This is a genomic window from Pseudomonas sp. G.S.17 (assembly GCF_038096165.1).
Lineage (GTDB): Bacteria > Pseudomonadota > Gammaproteobacteria > Pseudomonadales > Pseudomonadaceae > Aquipseudomonas.
Window position 1 is genome coordinate 2,837,288 of record NZ_CP151076.1, and the last position, 16,306, is coordinate 2,853,593.

12 protein-coding genes and 1 pseudogene are annotated in these 16,306 nt (G+C 58.9%); 9 read left to right on the forward strand and 4 right to left on the reverse strand.

What is annotated here, in order from left to right; genetic code table 11:
- Positions 1–235 precede the first annotated feature (235 nt).
- The 6 genes from kdgD to AABC73_RS13120 all read left to right on the forward strand — a co-directional run bounded on the left by kdgD (position 236) and on the right by AABC73_RS13120 (position 8,084).
- On the forward strand, positions 236–1,147 hold the full coding sequence (kdgD, locus tag AABC73_RS13095; protein ID WP_341524234.1) for a 5-dehydro-4-deoxyglucarate dehydratase: 912 nt from the start codon (positions 236–238) through the stop codon (positions 1,145–1,147).
- Positions 1,148–1,450: 303 nt separating this feature from the next.
- A complete protein-coding gene (locus tag AABC73_RS13100; protein ID WP_341523944.1) occupies positions 1,451–1,969 on the forward strand; it encodes a sigma-70 family RNA polymerase sigma factor in 519 nt (172 codons plus the stop codon).
- The gene (locus AABC73_RS13105; RefSeq protein WP_341523945.1) at positions 1,966–2,892 is read left to right on the forward strand and encodes a DUF4880 domain-containing protein; all 927 of its coding nucleotides are present in this window, start codon (positions 1,966–1,968) and stop codon (positions 2,890–2,892) included. Before AABC73_RS13100 ends, AABC73_RS13105 begins: the two co-directional genes overlap by 4 nt.
- Positions 2,893–2,956: 64 nt before the next feature.
- Entirely contained in the window at positions 2,957–5,341 is a 2,385-nt protein-coding gene (locus AABC73_RS13110) for a TonB-dependent siderophore receptor (RefSeq protein WP_341523946.1), read from the forward strand.
- 11 nt (positions 5,342–5,352) lie between these two features.
- The gene (locus AABC73_RS13115; protein ID WP_341523947.1) at positions 5,353–6,192 is read left to right on the forward strand and encodes an alpha/beta hydrolase-fold protein; all 840 of its coding nucleotides are present in this window, start codon (positions 5,353–5,355) and stop codon (positions 6,190–6,192) included.
- A gap of 278 nt (positions 6,193–6,470) precedes the next feature.
- On the forward strand, positions 6,471–8,084 hold the full coding sequence (locus tag AABC73_RS13120) for a methyl-accepting chemotaxis protein (RefSeq protein ID WP_341523948.1): 1,614 nt from the start codon (positions 6,471–6,473) through the stop codon (positions 8,082–8,084).
- Positions 8,085–8,120: 36 nt separating this feature from the next.
- On the opposite strand, the pseudogene AABC73_RS13125 reads toward AABC73_RS13120, so the two are convergent.
- Positions 8,121–8,441, reverse strand: a pseudogene (locus tag AABC73_RS13125) (2Fe-2S iron-sulfur cluster binding domain-containing protein); the annotation flags it as partial.
- A gap of 135 nt (positions 8,442–8,576) precedes the next feature.
- Here AABC73_RS13125 and AABC73_RS13130 point away from each other — a divergent pair.
- Complete coding sequence (locus tag AABC73_RS13130; protein ID WP_341524236.1) at positions 8,577–9,284, forward strand: TetR/AcrR family transcriptional regulator; 708 nt, start codon at positions 8,577–8,579, stop codon at positions 9,282–9,284.
- Entirely contained in the window at positions 9,274–10,059 is a 786-nt protein-coding gene (locus AABC73_RS13135; protein ID WP_341523949.1) for a pyrroline-5-carboxylate reductase dimerization domain-containing protein, read from the forward strand. Before AABC73_RS13130 ends, AABC73_RS13135 begins: the two co-directional genes overlap by 11 nt.
- A 66-nt stretch (positions 10,060–10,125) precedes the next feature.
- Here the strand turns inward: AABC73_RS13135 and AABC73_RS13140 are convergent, their stop codons facing one another.
- Complete coding sequence (locus AABC73_RS13140) at positions 10,126–12,162, reverse strand: NADH:flavin oxidoreductase (RefSeq protein WP_341523950.1); 2,037 nt, start codon at positions 12,160–12,162, stop codon at positions 10,126–10,128.
- Positions 12,163–12,586: 424 nt separating this feature from the next.
- Between AABC73_RS13140 and AABC73_RS13145 the strand changes: the two genes are divergently transcribed.
- Positions 12,587–13,489: a glycine betaine ABC transporter substrate-binding protein gene (locus AABC73_RS13145; RefSeq protein ID WP_341523951.1), complete on the forward strand. Its 903-nt coding sequence runs from the start codon at positions 12,587–12,589 to the stop codon at positions 13,487–13,489.
- Positions 13,490–13,602: 113 nt separating this feature from the next.
- Here the strand turns inward: AABC73_RS13145 and AABC73_RS13150 are convergent, their stop codons facing one another.
- Both AABC73_RS13150 and xylG read right to left on the reverse strand, forming a co-directional pair.
- Positions 13,603–14,739: a sugar ABC transporter permease gene (locus AABC73_RS13150; protein ID WP_341523952.1), complete on the reverse strand. Its 1,137-nt coding sequence runs from the start codon at positions 14,737–14,739 to the stop codon at positions 13,603–13,605.
- A complete protein-coding gene (gene xylG, locus AABC73_RS13155) occupies positions 14,740–16,296 on the reverse strand; it encodes a D-xylose ABC transporter ATP-binding protein (protein ID WP_341523953.1) in 1,557 nt (518 codons plus the stop codon).
- Positions 16,297–16,306: the final 10 nt, after the last annotated feature.

Sequence of the window (16,306 nt, forward strand, 5' to 3'; positions counted from 1 at the left end):
ATGACCTGTGGTGAGTCTTTCTTTCTGGCGAAGTTATGTCAATCGCAATAGCGGTATTTACTGAGTCAATATTCTTATTAGTCAGATAAAGGAAAGTAATCAGTAGCAGGAAACTGGCTGCTCAAATTTGCGATTATTCGTTTTTAAATAACGGCAGGGTTGTTTTATTTATTGTTATATGATGTCGTATGACTTCAATTGCTTTCCCAATGACAATAAAACAGGTGATAAAAAGATGACTCCATCTGAGCTTCAATCCGTTCTTTCCTCGGGGCTTCTTTCGTTCCCGCTGACTGATTTCGACAGCCACGGTGAATTCAATGCCTCCGGGTATGCGCGACGTTTGGAGTGGTTGGCTCCGTATGGCACCAGTGCGCTTTTTGCGGCGGGTGGAACCGGGGAGTTCTTTTCCCTGGCAGCTGACGAATACAGCGCGGTCATCAAGACTGCTGTCGATACCTGCGCCAGCAGTGTGCCGATCCTGGCGGGTGTGGGCGGGTCTACACGCCAGGCGATTCAATATGCGCAGGAAGCCGAGCGATTGGGAGCCAAAGGGTTATTGTTGCTCCCTCATTATTTGACCGAGGCGAGTCAGGAGGGGGTGGCTGCGCATGTTGAAGCCGTGTGCAAATCCGTCAAGATCGGTGTCGTTGTCTACAACCGCAATGTGTGTCGTCTCACCGCGCCGCTTCTGGAGCGATTGGCGGATCGCTGTCCGAACCTGATCGGCTACAAGGATGGTCTGGGCGATATTGAATTGATGGTCTCGATCCGTCGCCGCCTCGGTGATCGTCTTTCGTACCTGGGTGGTCTGCCGACAGCTGAGGTCTACGCTGCGGCCTACAAGGCGCTTGGCGTTCCGGTTTACTCTTCGGCGGTATTCAACTTTGTACCCAGACTGGCGATGGATTTTTATCATGCGATTGCCAGGGAAGATCATATTGCCGTTGGCAAAATGATCGACGACTTCTTCCTGCCCTATCTGGACATCCGTAACCGCAAGGCCGGTTACGCGGTAAGTATCGTCAAGGCCGGTGCAAGAATTGTCGGTCATGACGCAGGTCCGGTGCGTACTCCGCTCACCGAACTGTCTTCAGAAGAGTACGAAATGCTCGCCGGGCTGATAGAAAAGCAAGGCAAACAATAACAAGCAGAGTTGATGTGACTGAAACATCGACAGTTCTAAATTAGTTAAACAACACCCTGCAAGTGCATAGCGCTTGCGGGGTGTTTTGTTCTGCAGATGCGATACCTATGTTGGAACGATGCGCGCAGGCGAGTCTCACCGAGAAAGCGCCTGCGCAACGATGTCGCCCTTAGCACAAAGCCTGGGTGAATAGTCGAATGGCCCTCCAGAAAAGGTTGTAATAAGAACAATTCGCGTTTAAGGTGCGCGCGTCCGCCATGCCCATTCATGGCGTTTTTCGTGTTTGTCTGTCTGAGGCGTTCCATGTCGCTCCATGAAACGGATTCGATCGTTTCTCTCGATATTTTGTATGGCACGCATCGCGGCTGGCTGCAGGGCTGGTTGCGGCGCTCGTTGGGGTGCTCGCAGCAAGCGGCGGATCTGGTCCAGGACACTTTTTTGCGTTTGCTGGTGCGCGGTCAACCGATCAGCGCTCGTGCACCGCGTGCGCTGTTGGTACGTATCGCCCGAGGTCTGGTGATCGACCATTGGCGGCGCGATGCATTGGAACGAGCCTATCTTGAGGCGCTGGCGCAGTTGCCCGAGGCCAGCCATCCATCACCTGAGGTCCGTCATGAGGCGCTGCAATGCCTGGAGCGCATCGCGCGGCTGCTTGACGGTCTCAAGCCAGCGGTACGCGAAGCGTTTCTGTTGTATCAGCTCGGTGACCTGAGCCATGCCCAGGTAGCTCAGGCGCTGGGGGTTTCCAGTCGTACCGTTGAGCGGCATGTGGCGAGCGCCCTGATGCATTGCTATCGAGTGTGCTTTGAGGCGCCACAGTGAGTGCGGCTGCCGAGCGCCTGCCGGAGGGCATCATCCGCACGGCCATCGAGTGGCAGATGCGCGTGCGGGCCAACCCCAGCAGTGCCGAGTTGCATAAGCAGTTGCACGACTGGCGGCGTCACGACGCCCGACATGAGCTGGCATGGCAACGCTTGCAGCAAATGGGTGACTTGTTTCAGGCCAGCCAGTTGCCTGATGCCGCACGCACCATTCCGCTGTTGCGACGGGCCGAGGCTGATCTAAGCCGTCGACGCACACTGAAGTTGCTCGGCCTCGGTTTGGTTGCGGGCAGTGCAACGCTGCTGGTCACGACAGCGCCGCCCGCCTGGCGCAGCGACTTTGCCACGACCACGGGCGAGCGTCGCCGGGTAGAGTTGGGCGGTGCTGAGCTGACGCTCAATACCGGCAGTGCAGTGGATGTGCGGGGGCGCGAGTGGCTGCTGCGTACTGGCGAGGTGCTGGTGGACGGTACCGACTGGCGTGTGCGCTGCCGTTTCGCTGAGTGTGAGGGCCGGCAGGCGAGGGCAGTGCTGCGTGAGCGTGATGGCTACAGTGAAGTCCACGTCGAGCGCGGCGAGGTGCTGATTTCCACCTCATTCGGGCAGCGCCGTCTGCAAGCGGGTAACGGGCTGGGCATTCACGCAACGCAGATGACGGTGTTGGGCAAGGGGCCGCTCGATCCCTTCGCCTGGGCCCGGGGTCTGTTGCTGGTCAACGATATCCGCCTGGTCGACTTCCTGGCTGAGGCTGGCCGTTATCGTCAGGGTTGGTTGGGCTGCGATAACACGGTGGCCGACTTGCGCCTGTCCGGCGTTTTCCGCCTTGATGAACCCGAGGTCATGCTGCGCAACCTCACTCATCTGCTGCCGGTGCACATCGTCGAGCGTACCCGTTGGTGGGTGCGCATCATGCCGCTGGTGTAAATAAGTTGTCGGGTTTTTGCGGTTCGTCCGGTTAGGGATGATCACTTCCTGAATGGATACCGTCATGTTCTTTGCCAGACTGCCTCTGCGTGCCATTGCCCCGTTCCCGTCCCGCACTCTGCCAAAGGCTGTATGCCTGGCGTTGGCCTTGCTCGGGGGCGCGGCGAGCCTGCCGGTTCAGGCGGCAGCGTCGAATACCGGGCAGGCAGCGGCCCCGAGCATTCCTGCCGGGTCGTTGCAGCAGGCGCTCAGCACCTTCGCCGAGCGGGCCGGTATTACCCTGTCTTATTCTCCGGAGACGGTGCGCGGCATGAGCAGCCCAGGCCTGCCGGGCGGCGGATCGCTGGACGAGGGCCTGGCGAAGCTGCTTGCCGGTAGCGGTCTGGTCGCGCAAAAGACCTCATCCGGCTATGTGGTGCTGCCCGGCAAGACCGACACCAGCTATCAACTTGAACCCACCAACATCGATGCCGCATCGGTTCAGAGTGCGTTCGCGCCAGTGGCAGGCTATTTCGCCAGCAATGCCAGCAGCGCCACCAAGAGCGACAAGCCGATCCTGGAAACCGCGCAGAGCATCAGTGTCGTAACGGCCGAGCAGATCGCTGATCGCCAGGTCGACCGGGTCGAAGATGCCGTGGCTTACAGCGCGGGTGTGCGGGTCGGCAGCTCGGGGCTGGACCCGCGCTTCGACATGATCAGTGTCCGTGGTTTCGAGACCACCATCGGCGCCGACTTTCTCGATGGCCTGCGCCAGCCGGGCAGTGGCTGGTTGTCCTTGTACTCCACCGAGGCCTACAACCTGGAGCGCATTGAAGTGCTCAAGGGGCCGGCCTCGGTGCTCTACGGGCAGATCAGCCCCGGCGGCATGGTCAATCGGGTGAGCAAGCGGCCGAGCCTGCTGGCGAAAAACGAAGTGCAGGTGCAGTCCGGCAACTACAACCACCAACAGGCGCAGTTCGATGTGGGCGGGCGCCTGGATGAAGCGGGGGATGTGCTGTTCCGTACGGTTGGCGTGTACCGCGATGCAGAAAACTATATCGAACAGTTGAACAACGATACCCGCCTGCTGGCACCTTCGCTGAGCTGGGAGATCGACCCCGACACTCGCCTGACCGTGCTGGCGCAGTATCAGGAACGCGAGACCGGTGCTTCGCCGATGCTGTATCAGGACGGCGATCATCTCTCCAATTTCTGGCAGGGTGACGAGTACTTTGACAAGCTCAAACAACGTCAGTGGACGCTGGGTTATGAGTTCGAACATGCGTTCAACGATACCTTCAGCGTGCAGCAGAACCTGCGTTACGGTCAGGTGAACACCACCAATCAGTACCTCCAGCCCAGCGACGCCGGCGATGGCCATACCCTCAACCGCTCAGCCATTGGTGTCTACGAAGACATGTCATCGCTGTCTACCGATACCCGCTTAGTGAGTCGCTTCGCTACCGGAAATCTGCAACACACGCTGGTCACCGGCATGGACTATGCGTGGATCGACACGTCGCTGTTGTATGCCATGGGCGAGGCACCCTCCATCGATCGTTACGCGCCGAACTATCACCAGCCGGTTGATCGGCCCACGACTTCCCTGGCTGACGAGGACGGGCTGGAGCATCGCAGCGGCCTGTATATGCAGGATCAGATCGAACTCAACCAATGGCGCCTGTCGGCCGGACTGCGCCGTGACTGGGTCAAGGTGCGTCGCTCGAACAACCTGAGTGGCGATAACAGCAACACGAATGATTCGGCGACCACCGGCCAGGTTGGCGTGCTTTACCTGTTCGACAATGGCCTGGCGCCGTACGTCAGCTATGCCACGTCGTTCCGGCCCGAAAGTGGGACCGACGCCAGTGGCGAACCCTACAAGCCGACCAAGGGCGAGCAGTACGAAGTGGGCCTCAAGTACCAGCCGCCGGGCACCAGCACGATGCTGACGGGCTCGCTCTACCATCTGACGCAAACCAATGTGCGTACTCGTGATTTGGCCAATCCCCTCAACAGCATACAAACGGGCGAGCAGGTATCCCGTGGCCTGGAACTGGAGGCGGTTTCCGACCTGAGTGATCGCCTGCGGATGACGGCGAGCTACAGCTTCAACGATCCCGAAGTCACCCGCAGCAATGACGGCAATGAAGGCAAGGCACCGATGAATGTGCCGCGTCATCTGGCCTCGCTCTGGCTGAATTACCGCCTGCCCATGGGCCTTGGGCTGTCCGGCGGCGCGCGCTACACCGGCAGCAACTACGGCAATGCCGCCAACACCGTGAAGAACGAGGACTACACCCTGATCGATGCTGGCGTGCATTACGACTTCGGTGGCGCTATGGACGGTGTACGTCTGGCGCTGAATGGTCGCAACCTGTCCGACAAGCGCTACATCAATTGCCAGGAAGGCTATTGCTACCGGGGTGAGGCGCGCAGTGTCGTCACCAGCCTGAGCTATCGCTGGTAAGGAGAGAGACGATGATTCGCACGTTATTGATGGTGTTGGGCGCCATGCTGCAGCTTGGTTTCCCTGCCGCCCACGCAGAACCGGTGACCCTGGACGGTACCGAACAGTGGACGATGCACAGCGCGGAGGGCCGCGAGTATCGCATCATGATCAGCCTGCCTGAGGGCGATGTGCCGTACACCGGCGGTTATCCGGTGATATATCTGCTTGACGGCAACGCCTATTTTCCAGCCTTCCATGCAGCCAAACGGGCGCAGAAACGGCTGCGTGGTTCGATTCTGGTGGCTATCGGATACCCAAGCGACACGCCGCTGGATTTCGTGCGGCGGGCGTTTGACCTGTCACCGCCTGCGCCGCCTGCGCGCAACGACCCGCCGCAAGGTGGGCAGGATCTGTTCCTCGACTTCATTGAACAGCGCCTGATGCCGAAAGTGGCCGAGCATTTCAAGGTCGATCAGGATCAGCGCAGTCTGGTGGGGCATTCCTTTGGTGGCATGTTCGGTGTTTATACGCTGTTCACCCGGCCGACACTGTTCCAGCATGTGGTAGCGGTGAGCCCAAGCCTCTGGTGGCAAGATCGCTACCTGCTGGAGCCCGAGCGTGCCTTCAGCCAACGCGCGCATGCCGGACAGTTGAACCTGACCCACAGCAGCCTGACGCTATTGATGGGCGAGCGCGATCTTGTCCAGGCCATCCAGGATGCCCGCGCCTTGCAAGAGCGGCTGCAGGATTTGTCGCAGTATGGGCTGCGTAGCGACTTCCAGATCGAGCCGGGCGAGGATCACATGTCGGTGCAGTTTCGTGTTCCCACGCGGGTGCTTGATGAGTTGATCAGCACCCGGCGTTTTTGAATGGCGGCACATGCCTCTACATTTGAGCCAGTGCATCTATTGACGACCAGATCGCCAAATACGGTTTGCACTGGGGGTTGAACCGCCTTTTTTTGATGCTGCAAGGCTGCGGTGTCACTTGCGGTCGCCAGAGCGGCTTTACCGCAGGTCGTAAAAATATTAACGGCAGGGAATACGCTCAAGTAACGAGTTGCAACAGTCGATAACCCTTTCGAGTACAGCAATCCGTGGCTGGTTTGCCCAGCTGACGACGCACATGCCAACAGGGAAACCACTGGATGTCGATAAAATTACGCCTGCTTTTGCTGATTGGCACCAGCTTGCTCACTGCCGTGATCGTCAGCCTGGTCAGCTATCTGGGCAACCTCCAGATGCGCGATGCAGTGAATGACAGTGAAGTCAGCATGACCGCGCTGCGTAATCATCTCGAAGCGGACATGATGCACGATGCGCTGCGCGGCGACGTGTTCTCCGCGATCCTGGTGGGGCTGGGGAAAAGCACCAGCACCAAGGATGAAGTGCGTAGCTCCATCGCTGAACACGCGGAACACTTTCGTCAGATGCTCGGTGACAATCTCAAGCTGCCGGTCAACGACACTATCAAGACCGCCTTGAGCAAAATGCGGCCAAGCCTCGACACCTACATCAGTGCCGGCGAGCGCATCGTCGGACTGGCCCTGGATGATCCGAATGCTGCTCAGCTGCAACTGGGTACGTTCAATAAAGCCTTCAGCCAACTGGAAGAGGAGTTGGCCGCCCTCAGCGAGTTGATCGAAACCGACACTCAGCTGACGGGCGAAGGTACCCGGCAAACCATCAGCAATGCCAACATAACCCTCGGCGGCGTGCTGCTCGCCAGCCTGCTGTTGCTGTTGATCCAGGGACGCTGGGTGATTCGCAGCATCATGGGGCCGTTGCAGTCCGCCAGCCGGATTGCCGACAGCATTGCCCATGGCAACCTGAGCGAAACTATCGTCGAGCCTGTGCAACGGGACGAAGCCAGCATGCTGATTCGCAGTCTGGCGACCATGCAGCGTGACCTGCGCGGCATGATCGAGGTGGTTCGCAGCAATGCCCAGGGCGTGAGTGGCATGAGCCAGCAATTAAGCAGCGGCTGCCATCAGGTCACCGGCAGCAGCCAACAGCAAAGCGTGGCGGCCAGCACCATGGCCGCTGCGGCCAGCGAAATGACCGCGAGCATCGAGGAAATCACCCGACACGCCGGGCGCGCGCTGCAGATGGCCAATCAGGCTGAGGAATTGGCCAAGGACGGCGGTCGCGTGATCCATCAGGTGGTCAACGACATGGACAGTATTGCGCGCTCCGCGCAGCAGTCGGCACAAGTGATCCGCACCCTGGACAAGGAGTCCGAGGGTATTTTCAGCATCATTCAGGTGATCAAGGGCATCGCGGACCAGACCAACCTGCTCGCGCTCAATGCGGCCATCGAGGCCGCCCGCGCAGGTGAGCAGGGCCGTGGTTTTGCTGTGGTTGCCGACGAGGTGCGCAACCTGGCCGGAAGAACCAGTGCTTCGACCCAGGAAATCGCCAGCATGGTCTCACGCATCCAGCAAAGCACCCGCGAGGCTGTCACCAGCATGGAGACGGGCGTTGCCCAGGTCGACAAAGGCATGGCAGTGACCGCCGACGTCGAGCGCGCCATCCGCGAAATTCTCGATGCCACTCTGAAGACGACTCAGCTGGTCAATGACATCACCCGGACCATCGGCGAGCAAAGCCTGGCGAGTAACGAAATCGCCCATCAAGTGGAAATGATTGCCAACATGTCCGAAGACAACAGCCGGGTCATTGGCCAGACGGCGGCTACTACCGATGACCTGTCGACCCTGGCGGGCAAACTTTCGCAATCGGTGGATCGGTTTCGTCTCTGATGTATTGGCGGGTGCTGTTTTAGTAGGGCGCCGCGTTTATAAATCCAGGACCAGGTCTGACGTCGGTTCGCTGCAGCAGAGCAGACGCAGCCCTTTGTCGATTTCACGCTGGCGAATACCGCCGTTGTGGTTCATTTCCGCCGTGCCTTGCAGGACTGTGGTCTTGCAGGTGCCACATACCCCTTGGCTGCAGGAAGAGGGCTCGATGGCACCGGCCTTTTTGGCTGCCGTGAGTACCGTCTGGTTGCCCGGCATGCTAAAGGTCTTACCTGAGCGGGACAGCGTGACGGTAAACAGGCCCTCCTGCTGATCCAGGGTGCGAGCTTGCTCGATGACCGGTTCTTCGTTCAGCGCTGCGGTAGCGGCTGGATTTTCATGATGCGTGCTCTCAAAGTGCCGAAGGAAGTGAAAGTCAATCAAATGTACTCAGGTGTACATTCAAAGGGCATCGGAGTACATTTAAATTACACGTTTTTGAAGAAGGTTGCCCAGATGTCCCAATTAGGGAAGACCCGTGGCAAGGCCCTGGATAGCGGGTGGCGCGGGTCGCCGGAGGGATGGCTTGAAGCCGCCTATGATGCGCTCAAGGAGTCGGGTATCGATGCGGTTCGGGTCATGCCGCTGGCCAAGCGTCTCGGTTTGTCACGCACCAGCTTCTATTGGTTTTTTGAGGATCGCGAGCAACTATTGGCCGCCTTGCTCACGCGCTGGCGCGATACCAATACCGGTGGGTTGATCCGGCAGTGCGAAAGCTATGCGGAAAGCATTTCCGAAGCCATCCTGAATGTCTTCGAATGCTGGCTCAATCCCCAGTTATTCGACTCGCAGTTCGAATTTGCGGTCCGTAGCTGGGCGCTGCAATCAAATGAAGTTGCCGCAGAAGTCGCGACCATAGACGAGCAACGAATAAACGCCCTGGCGAGCATGTTCAAGCGCTTCGGCTATGACAGCCAGGGTGCTGACGCACGGGCTCGCACGATTTATCTGACGCAAATCGGCTATATCTCCATGAACACCAATGAGCTGATTACCGTGCGTTTCCAGCGTATTCCCCATTACGTGAGTATTTTCACCGGGAAGGTACCCAAGCAGCGTGAGCTGGATCGTTTTTACGGCAAGTTCGGTTATGCCGAAAAGGAACCTGGAAGCTTCGTGCCTTTGACAGACACCTTCGAGGAGTCAGCTGCCGATGACCAATGAGACGCTGGGCATCATTGGCGGCACGGGCTGGTTGGGTGGCTCAATCGCCAAGGCTGTGCTGGCAAAGGGATTGTTTCCAGCCGGCAAGCTGGTGGTTTCAAACCGATCGGGAACCCACCCGTTGGCCCAGCAGGGCGCCAGCCTGGTTACCGATAATCAGGCGCTGGTGGATCGCAGCGACATGGTGATCATTGCGGTTCGTCCTGAACATTTCGCCAGCCTGCACATCAACGCGGCGGGCAAAACAATCATCTCCTTGATGGCTGGAATTACCGCGCAAACCATTGCCGCGCAGACATCCGCTTCAGCAGTTGTGCGGGCGATGCCCAATGCGGCGGTAGAGATCGAGCAGTCCTTTACGCCCTGGTATTGTTTTGGGGCGATGGACGCATTGGGGAAAAATCTCGTGCAGCGCCTGTTCGAATGCGTCGGCACTGCGGCCGAGGTTCAGGAGGAGGGCTTTATTGACTACCTTTCAGCGCTCTCCGGCACGGGGCCTGCCTTTCCCGCCTTGTTGCTGACGGCACTGAGCAACCAGGCAATCGCTGCCGGCATCCCCGCTGATATCGCGCAACTGGCGGCGAAAAATGTCGTGGTCAATAGCAGCCAGCTGCTGGCCAGTCGTGATCCTCAGGAAATCATTGATGCCTTGGTGGCTTACCGGGGCGTGACGGCCGCCGCTTTGCAAGCAATGACTCACGGTCATTTTTCGGCGCTAATCGGCAGGGCATTGCAGGAAGGGGCTGCGGTGGCCCGCAAAGGGCTTCAATCCTGATCAACCAAGCCTCAATCCGTTCCGGTCAATGAATTGCCCCTGATGGTTGAAGTCAGGGGCATGCCGTCAGATGTCTTTCACCAGTCGCAACGCATCGTAGATGGCGGCATGGGTGTTGCGCGCCGCGACCGCATCGCCGATCCGGAACAGCTGGAAGCGGCCTTCGGGGTTGGTCACGATATTCTGAATATTCCCGGCAATCAGATCCTGCTGCTCGACGGCGCCGCCGTTGCGCGAAAGGGCGCGTAGATCGAAGTACAAATCGTCCAGGGGAAGGGTGCCGTGGTTGATTACCACCTGATCGACCACGCGCTGCTTGTGGACCTGGCCATAATCGCTGCCAAAACTGGCTAACAACTTACCGTCCCGTTTCTCCACGGATTCGACCCGATAGGTCACCGTAAACGTCACGTCCAGGTCTTGCAGGCTGCGCATGTAAGGCACCAGGTTCATCGCCATCACTTCCGGTGCGAAGGACCGATCCGGTGTGACGATCTCCAGGGTTGCGCCACTGTTGGCGATGACTTCCGCAGCCTGCAGCGCCGCATGGTCGCCAGCGTCGTCGAAGATCAGCACGTTCTTGCCGGGTTTGACGTCACCGGAAATGATGTCCCAGGTTGATACCACCCATTCATTGCCCTGTTTCAGCACATCGGTGTCCGGCATCCCGCCGGTGGCGACGATCACGACATCTGGCTCTTCAGCCAGCACCGTGTCGGCTTCAGCCCAGGTATTGAAGTGGAATCTCACCCCGAGACGTTCGCATTGCGCCATGCGCCAATCAATGATGCTGATCATCTCCCGGCGCCGCTCGCTGAGCGAGGTCAGGCGAATCTGTCCGCCAGGCAGGTCAGCGGCTTCGAACACCGTGACGTCGTGACCGCGCTCACCGGCCACGCGGGCTGCTTCCAGACCCGCCGGGCCGGTTCCAATCACTACCACTTTGCGTCTGGCAGGCGCTTTGGGGATTTCGTGGGGCATGGTGGTTTCGCGGCCGGTCGCGGCGTTGTGGATGCAATACGCCGCGCCGCCTTGATAGATGCGATCCAGGCAATAGTTTGCCCCGACACAAGGGCGGATCTCTTCTTCACGTTTTTCGATGATCTTGCGCACGATGTGCGGATCGGTCATGTGCGCGCGGGTCATGCCTACCATGTCGATTTTGCCGGAGGCGATGGCATGCCGGGCTGTAGCGACGTCGGAAATCTTGGCTGCGTGAAACGTCGGGAAACCTGTCGCCGCGCGGATTTCACCGGCGAAATCCAGGTGCGGCGAGTTACGCATGCCCTGAATGGGAATCACATCGGTCAGCCCCGCATCGGTGTCGATGTGCCCGCGCACCACGTTGAGAAAATCAACCAGGCCGCTGTCCTTGAGCATGTGCGAAATAGCGATGCCTTCCTGCGCGCCGAAGCCACCGGCCAGGTCCTCATCGCCGGTGTAACGCACCCCCAGCAGAAAATCCTCACCGCATTGCTTGCGGATGCCGCGCAAGATATCGAAGGTAAAACGTAAACGATTTTCCAGGGAACCGCCGTAAGGGCCATCGAGGTCGTTGGTCAACGGTGACCAGAACTGATCCATCAAATGCCCGTAGGCCTGCAGTTCAAGGCCGTCGAGGCCCGCAACTTTCATGCGCTCGGCGGCATCGACGTAATCCTTGATGATCCGGTCGATATCCCACTCTTCCATCTTCTTGGGGAAGGACCGGTGCGACGCTTCGCGGCGGTGCGACGGCGACACCACAGGCAGCCAGTCGGCTTTGTCCCAGCGAGTGCGACGACCCAGGTGGGTCAGCTGAATCATCACCGCCGCGCCGTGCTCGTGGCACTCGTCCGTCAGGTCCTTCAGCCAGCCGACCACTTCGTCCTTGTAAGCCAGGATGTTGTTGAACACCGGCGGGCTGTCGCGCGACACCGCGGCGGAACCGGCGGTCATGGTCAGCGCCACGCCAGCCTTGGCACGCTCGACGTGGTAGGCCCGATAAAGCTCTTTGGGCATGCCGTCGACCGGATAAGCCGGTTCATGGGAGGTGGTCATGATGCGATTTCTGAGCGTCAGGTTTTTGATTTTATAGGGTTGCAGCAAGGGATCGCTGGACATGGTGGCGCGCTCCTGGAACAGAACATCAGGCTTGGTTTTGACATAATGGTACGTCGAATGTACGTCGGTGTCAACGAGTATGACACGTATGTACATTTTGCTTGCGCGAGCCAAAATCCAGGATTAATATCCAGCAAACACGGGCTGATCTGGCTCTTTTGAGCCAAAAGGCGTTGCGAGGTGAGGGTGATCGATGCGATGCGGATCAACGCGCGATTGATTGGTTAACGACGTATCGCCAGATTGCGCCCATGGGCGAAGGAGGGCCGAACTACCGGAATGGACAGTGATTTCGCCTAACAATAATTCATCCAGCTCTAACCTGAATGCCCTTGTGATCGCGATGTCATTTTGCGTTCATGAGATAACTTGATTCATCTGCTGCCCTGCCAATAACTATTCATACAGTACGCGGAGATGCACCATGATTACGTTATCCAGTAATACTCTTATTGGCTGGTTTGCGGCCTTGACTATGGCCTCATGCAGTCTGGTCGCTCATGCTGCCGACCCGGCACCTATCCGGATCGGCTGGGTAAACTGGTCGGACACCGAAATCGCGGTAAAGCTGGCAAATGCCGCTCTGGAAGACCACCTCAAGCAACCCGTCAAACTGGTTCTTGCGGACATCGGTATTCAGTTTCAGGCGGTGGCCAACGGCAATATCGACCTGATCCCGATGGTCTGGTTACCGAGTACTCACAAGGCGTTCTACGACAAATACCGCGACAAACTTGAAGACCTCGGTGTGCTGTATGAAGGCCGGATTGGCATGGCGGTGCCCACTTCTATTCCTGTCAGTGAGATTGCCAGTATTGAAGACCTCAACAAGCCAGCGGTGCGGGAGAAACTGGGCGGCAAGATCCTGACTTCCGAAGTGGGTAACGGCCAATACAAACTTACGGAAAAGGCCATTCAGGAATACAAACTCGACGGCTATAAGATGGTTGCCTCTTCAGAGTCTGGAATGCTGAGCGAACTGGATCGTAATCTAAAACGTGACAAATGGTCGTTGATCAACGCGTGGAGCCCGCACTGGATGTTCTCCAAGTGGCCCCTGCGCTATCTGGATGACCCGAAGCATGTCTTCGGTGGCGCCGAGCAAATCCACGCAGTTGCCCGCAAAGGCTTTAGTGCCGAGCACCCAGACGTCGCGCGGTTCTTTGCCAACTTCAAGATTCCTCAAGCTGATCTTGAGAAGTTGATGGCCGCAGCGCGTGACAGCTCTTCAGATAAGGTCGTTGCCGAATACTACGCGGCCAACAAGCCTCGCTTTGCGGCTATGTTTGGCGCTCAGACTGCCGCCGCGACGGCAGGCCAGCCCTGATCGCCGCATTCATGTCGATATTTTCAGGCTGGTGTCCTTTGCGCAGAGTGAAGGGCAGCCGCTGCTTCAGGCCATGGATAGCGATGTGCACTTCTATCTGAATCCAGTCCGGCTCAGCGGCGCCCGGCCCGGGTGGTCACATCCACCCACACGGCCAACACCAGAATGCTGCCTTTGACGATCATTTGCCAATAGCTGTCCACGTCGAGCATGGACATGCCGTTGTCCAGGCTGGTGATGACCAGCGCGCCGAGGAGGGCGCCATAAACGGTGCCGGAGCCGCCGCGCATGGAGGTGCCGCCGATGAAACAGGCTGCGATGGCGTCGAGTTCGCCCATGTTGCCGGCCGAGGGCGAGCCTGCGGCCAGGCGGGCGGTGTTGACCACCCCCGCGAGGGCGCACATCACGCCCATGATCCCGAAGATCCACAGCTTTACGGCCTGCACGTTGATGCCGGACAGGCGCGTGGCTTCCATGTTGCTGCCCACCGAGTAGACGCGGCGGCCGAACACCGTCTGGCTGGTCACGTAACTGAACACGCCAAGCAGAACCAGCAGAAGCAGCACTGGAACCGGGATACCGTCGTAGCTGTTGAGGGTGTAGACGAAACCCGCCAGCACCACGCCAATCAACGCCACGCGCAACACGTCCCGCACCAATGAGTGTGCCGTCAGGCCATGAAGGGCACGATTGCGGCGCTGTTTCCAGGTCAGGAACAGCGTCAAGGCGAACAGCAGCACGCCGAGCCCGGCCCCAACCGTGTGCGGCAGATAACCCTGGCCGATATAGACCAGCTCCGGCGACACAGGCGCAATGGTGGTGCCGCCGGTAACCCCCAGGAGAATGCCGCGAAAGGCCAGCATGCCCCCCAGGCCGACAATGAACGACGGGATACGCAAATAGGCCGTCATGTAGCCATTACCCAAACCAATCACCAGGCCGCACAAGGCAACCAGGCTCAGGTTCGCCAGCAGCGGGATGTCATAAACCACGTCGAGAATCGCCGCCAGCCCACCCAGCAGGCCAAGCAATGAGCCCACCGACAGATCGATTTCACCGCTGATGATCACCAGCACCATGCCGCAGGCGAGAATCCCGGTGATGGACATTTGCCGCAGCAGGTTGGAGAGGTTGCGCGGGGTCAGGAATCCGCCGTCGGTCTGCCAGCTGAAGAACAGCCAGATGACCGCCACGGCAATCACCAGCGCGAGCATTTTGTAGCGGCTGAAAAGTTGTTTGACCTGATTCATCTATGCGGACTTCCGATCATTATTGCCAGGTTCATCGGGATGGCTGAGCGCGGCGGCGAGCACCTGTTCCTGGCTGAGTTCGTGGTTGAGGAAATCACCACGCAGCTGACCTTCGCCGATCACCAACACTCGGTCGGAAACCCCCAATACTTCGGCGAGCTCCGAGGACACCATGATGATCGACACCCCTTCGGCCGCCAGCGCGCCCATCAGCTTGTAGATCTCGTACTTGGCGCCGACATCCACGCCCCGAGTGGGCTCGTCGAGAATCAGCACGCGGGGTTTGGTCAGGAGCATCTTCGCCAGCACGGCTTTCTGCTGGTTGCCGCCGGAGAGACTGGTGATCGGCAGGAACGGACTCGCGGTCTTGAGGTGCATGCGCGAAATTTCCTTGTCAATGCTGCCCAGCTCGGCTTCGGCGTCGATGCGGGTCATTTTCGCGTAGGTGTCCAGGACGGCCAGGGTGATGTTCTGGCCGACGCCCAGGTCCGGAATGATGCCCTGGCGCTTGCGATCTTCAGGGACCATGCCCAGCCCGGCACGGATTGACTTGAGGGGCGTGCGCGTGTCGATCCGTTGGCCTTCCAGCCAGACTTCACCTTCGTAGCGCCCGGGGTAAGCGCCGAACAGCGCCGACACCAGCTCCGTGCGACCGGCACCGACCAGCCCGGCGATACCGAGGATTTCCCCGCGCTTGAGCACGAATGAAATGTCGTCAACCCGTTTGCGTCTGGGGTTGTCGACGTCGTAGCAGGTGACGTGGCGCGCCTCGAATATCACTTCGCCGATGTCATGGGGTTCGGTGGGGTAGAGATTGCTCATTTCCCGTCCGACCATCTGGGTGATGATCTTCGGGATGTCCATATCGGCCATGGCGGTAGTCGCGATGTGTTTGCCGTCGCGGATGACCGCAATGGTGTCGCACACGGCTGCTACTTCATCGAGTTTGTGGGAGATATAAACGCACGCCACGCCCTTGGCCTTGAGGTCGCGAATGATGTCCAGCAGCACCTCGATTTCCGAGCGGGTCAGGGCCGATGAGGGCTCATCGAGGATCAACAGGCGCGCTTGCTTGTTCAGTGCCTTGGCGATCTCCACCAGTTGCTGGTAGCCACCGCCGTACTGTGAAACCGGCAGCGACACGTTCATGTCCGGCACTTTGAGTTCACGCATCAGGGCTTCGGCCCGGTGAATCATCGACGGGTAGTTCATGCGCCCGCCGGGAAGCGTCAGTTCGTGGCCCATGAAGATGTTTTCAGCCACTGACAAATCAGGTACCAGGGTCAGCTCCTGGTGAATGATGACGATCCCGGCGGCCTCGGTTTCACTGATGGATTGCGCCTTGAGCGGTTGACCGTCCCAGAGAATTTCTCCCTCCCAGGTGCCGTAGGGGTAGACCGCCGACAGGACTTTCATCAGCGTGGATTTGCCGGCGCCATTCTCGCCGCACAGGCCGACGCATTCTCCCGGCTTGACCTTGATGTCGATGCCATTCAGGGCTTTGACACCGCCAAAGGTTTTGACGATTCCGTTCATTTGCAGCAGGTAGTCGGACATCGCAAGGACT

Bases quoted from the DNA above. Each gene is read 5' to 3' on its own strand.
- kdgD (WP_341524234.1), top strand. From the start codon at position 236: ATGACTCCATCTGAGCTTCAATCCGTTCTTTCCTCGGGGCTTCTTTCG.
- AABC73_RS13100 (WP_341523944.1), top strand. From the start codon at position 1,451: ATGTCGCTCCATGAAACGGATTCGATCGTTTCTCTCGATATTTTGTAT.
- AABC73_RS13110 (WP_341523946.1), top strand. From the start codon at position 2,957: ATGTTCTTTGCCAGACTGCCTCTGCGTGCCATTGCCCCGTTCCCGTCC.
- AABC73_RS13115 (WP_341523947.1), top strand. From the start codon at position 5,353: ATGATTCGCACGTTATTGATGGTGTTGGGCGCCATGCTGCAGCTTGGT.
- AABC73_RS13120 (WP_341523948.1), top strand. From the start codon at position 6,471: ATGTCGATAAAATTACGCCTGCTTTTGCTGATTGGCACCAGCTTGCTC.
- AABC73_RS13130 (WP_341524236.1), top strand. From the start codon at position 8,577: ATGTCCCAATTAGGGAAGACCCGTGGCAAGGCCCTGGATAGCGGGTGG.
- AABC73_RS13135 (WP_341523949.1), top strand. From the start codon at position 9,274: ATGACCAATGAGACGCTGGGCATCATTGGCGGCACGGGCTGGTTGGGT.
- AABC73_RS13140 (WP_341523950.1), bottom strand. From the start codon at position 12,162: ATGTCCAGCGATCCCTTGCTGCAACCCTATAAAATCAAAAACCTGACG.
- AABC73_RS13145 (WP_341523951.1), top strand. From the start codon at position 12,587: ATGATTACGTTATCCAGTAATACTCTTATTGGCTGGTTTGCGGCCTTG.
- AABC73_RS13150 (WP_341523952.1), bottom strand. From the start codon at position 14,739: ATGAATCAGGTCAAACAACTTTTCAGCCGCTACAAAATGCTCGCGCTG.
- xylG (WP_341523953.1), bottom strand. From the start codon at position 16,296: ATGTCCGACTACCTGCTGCAAATGAACGGAATCGTCAAAACCTTTGGC.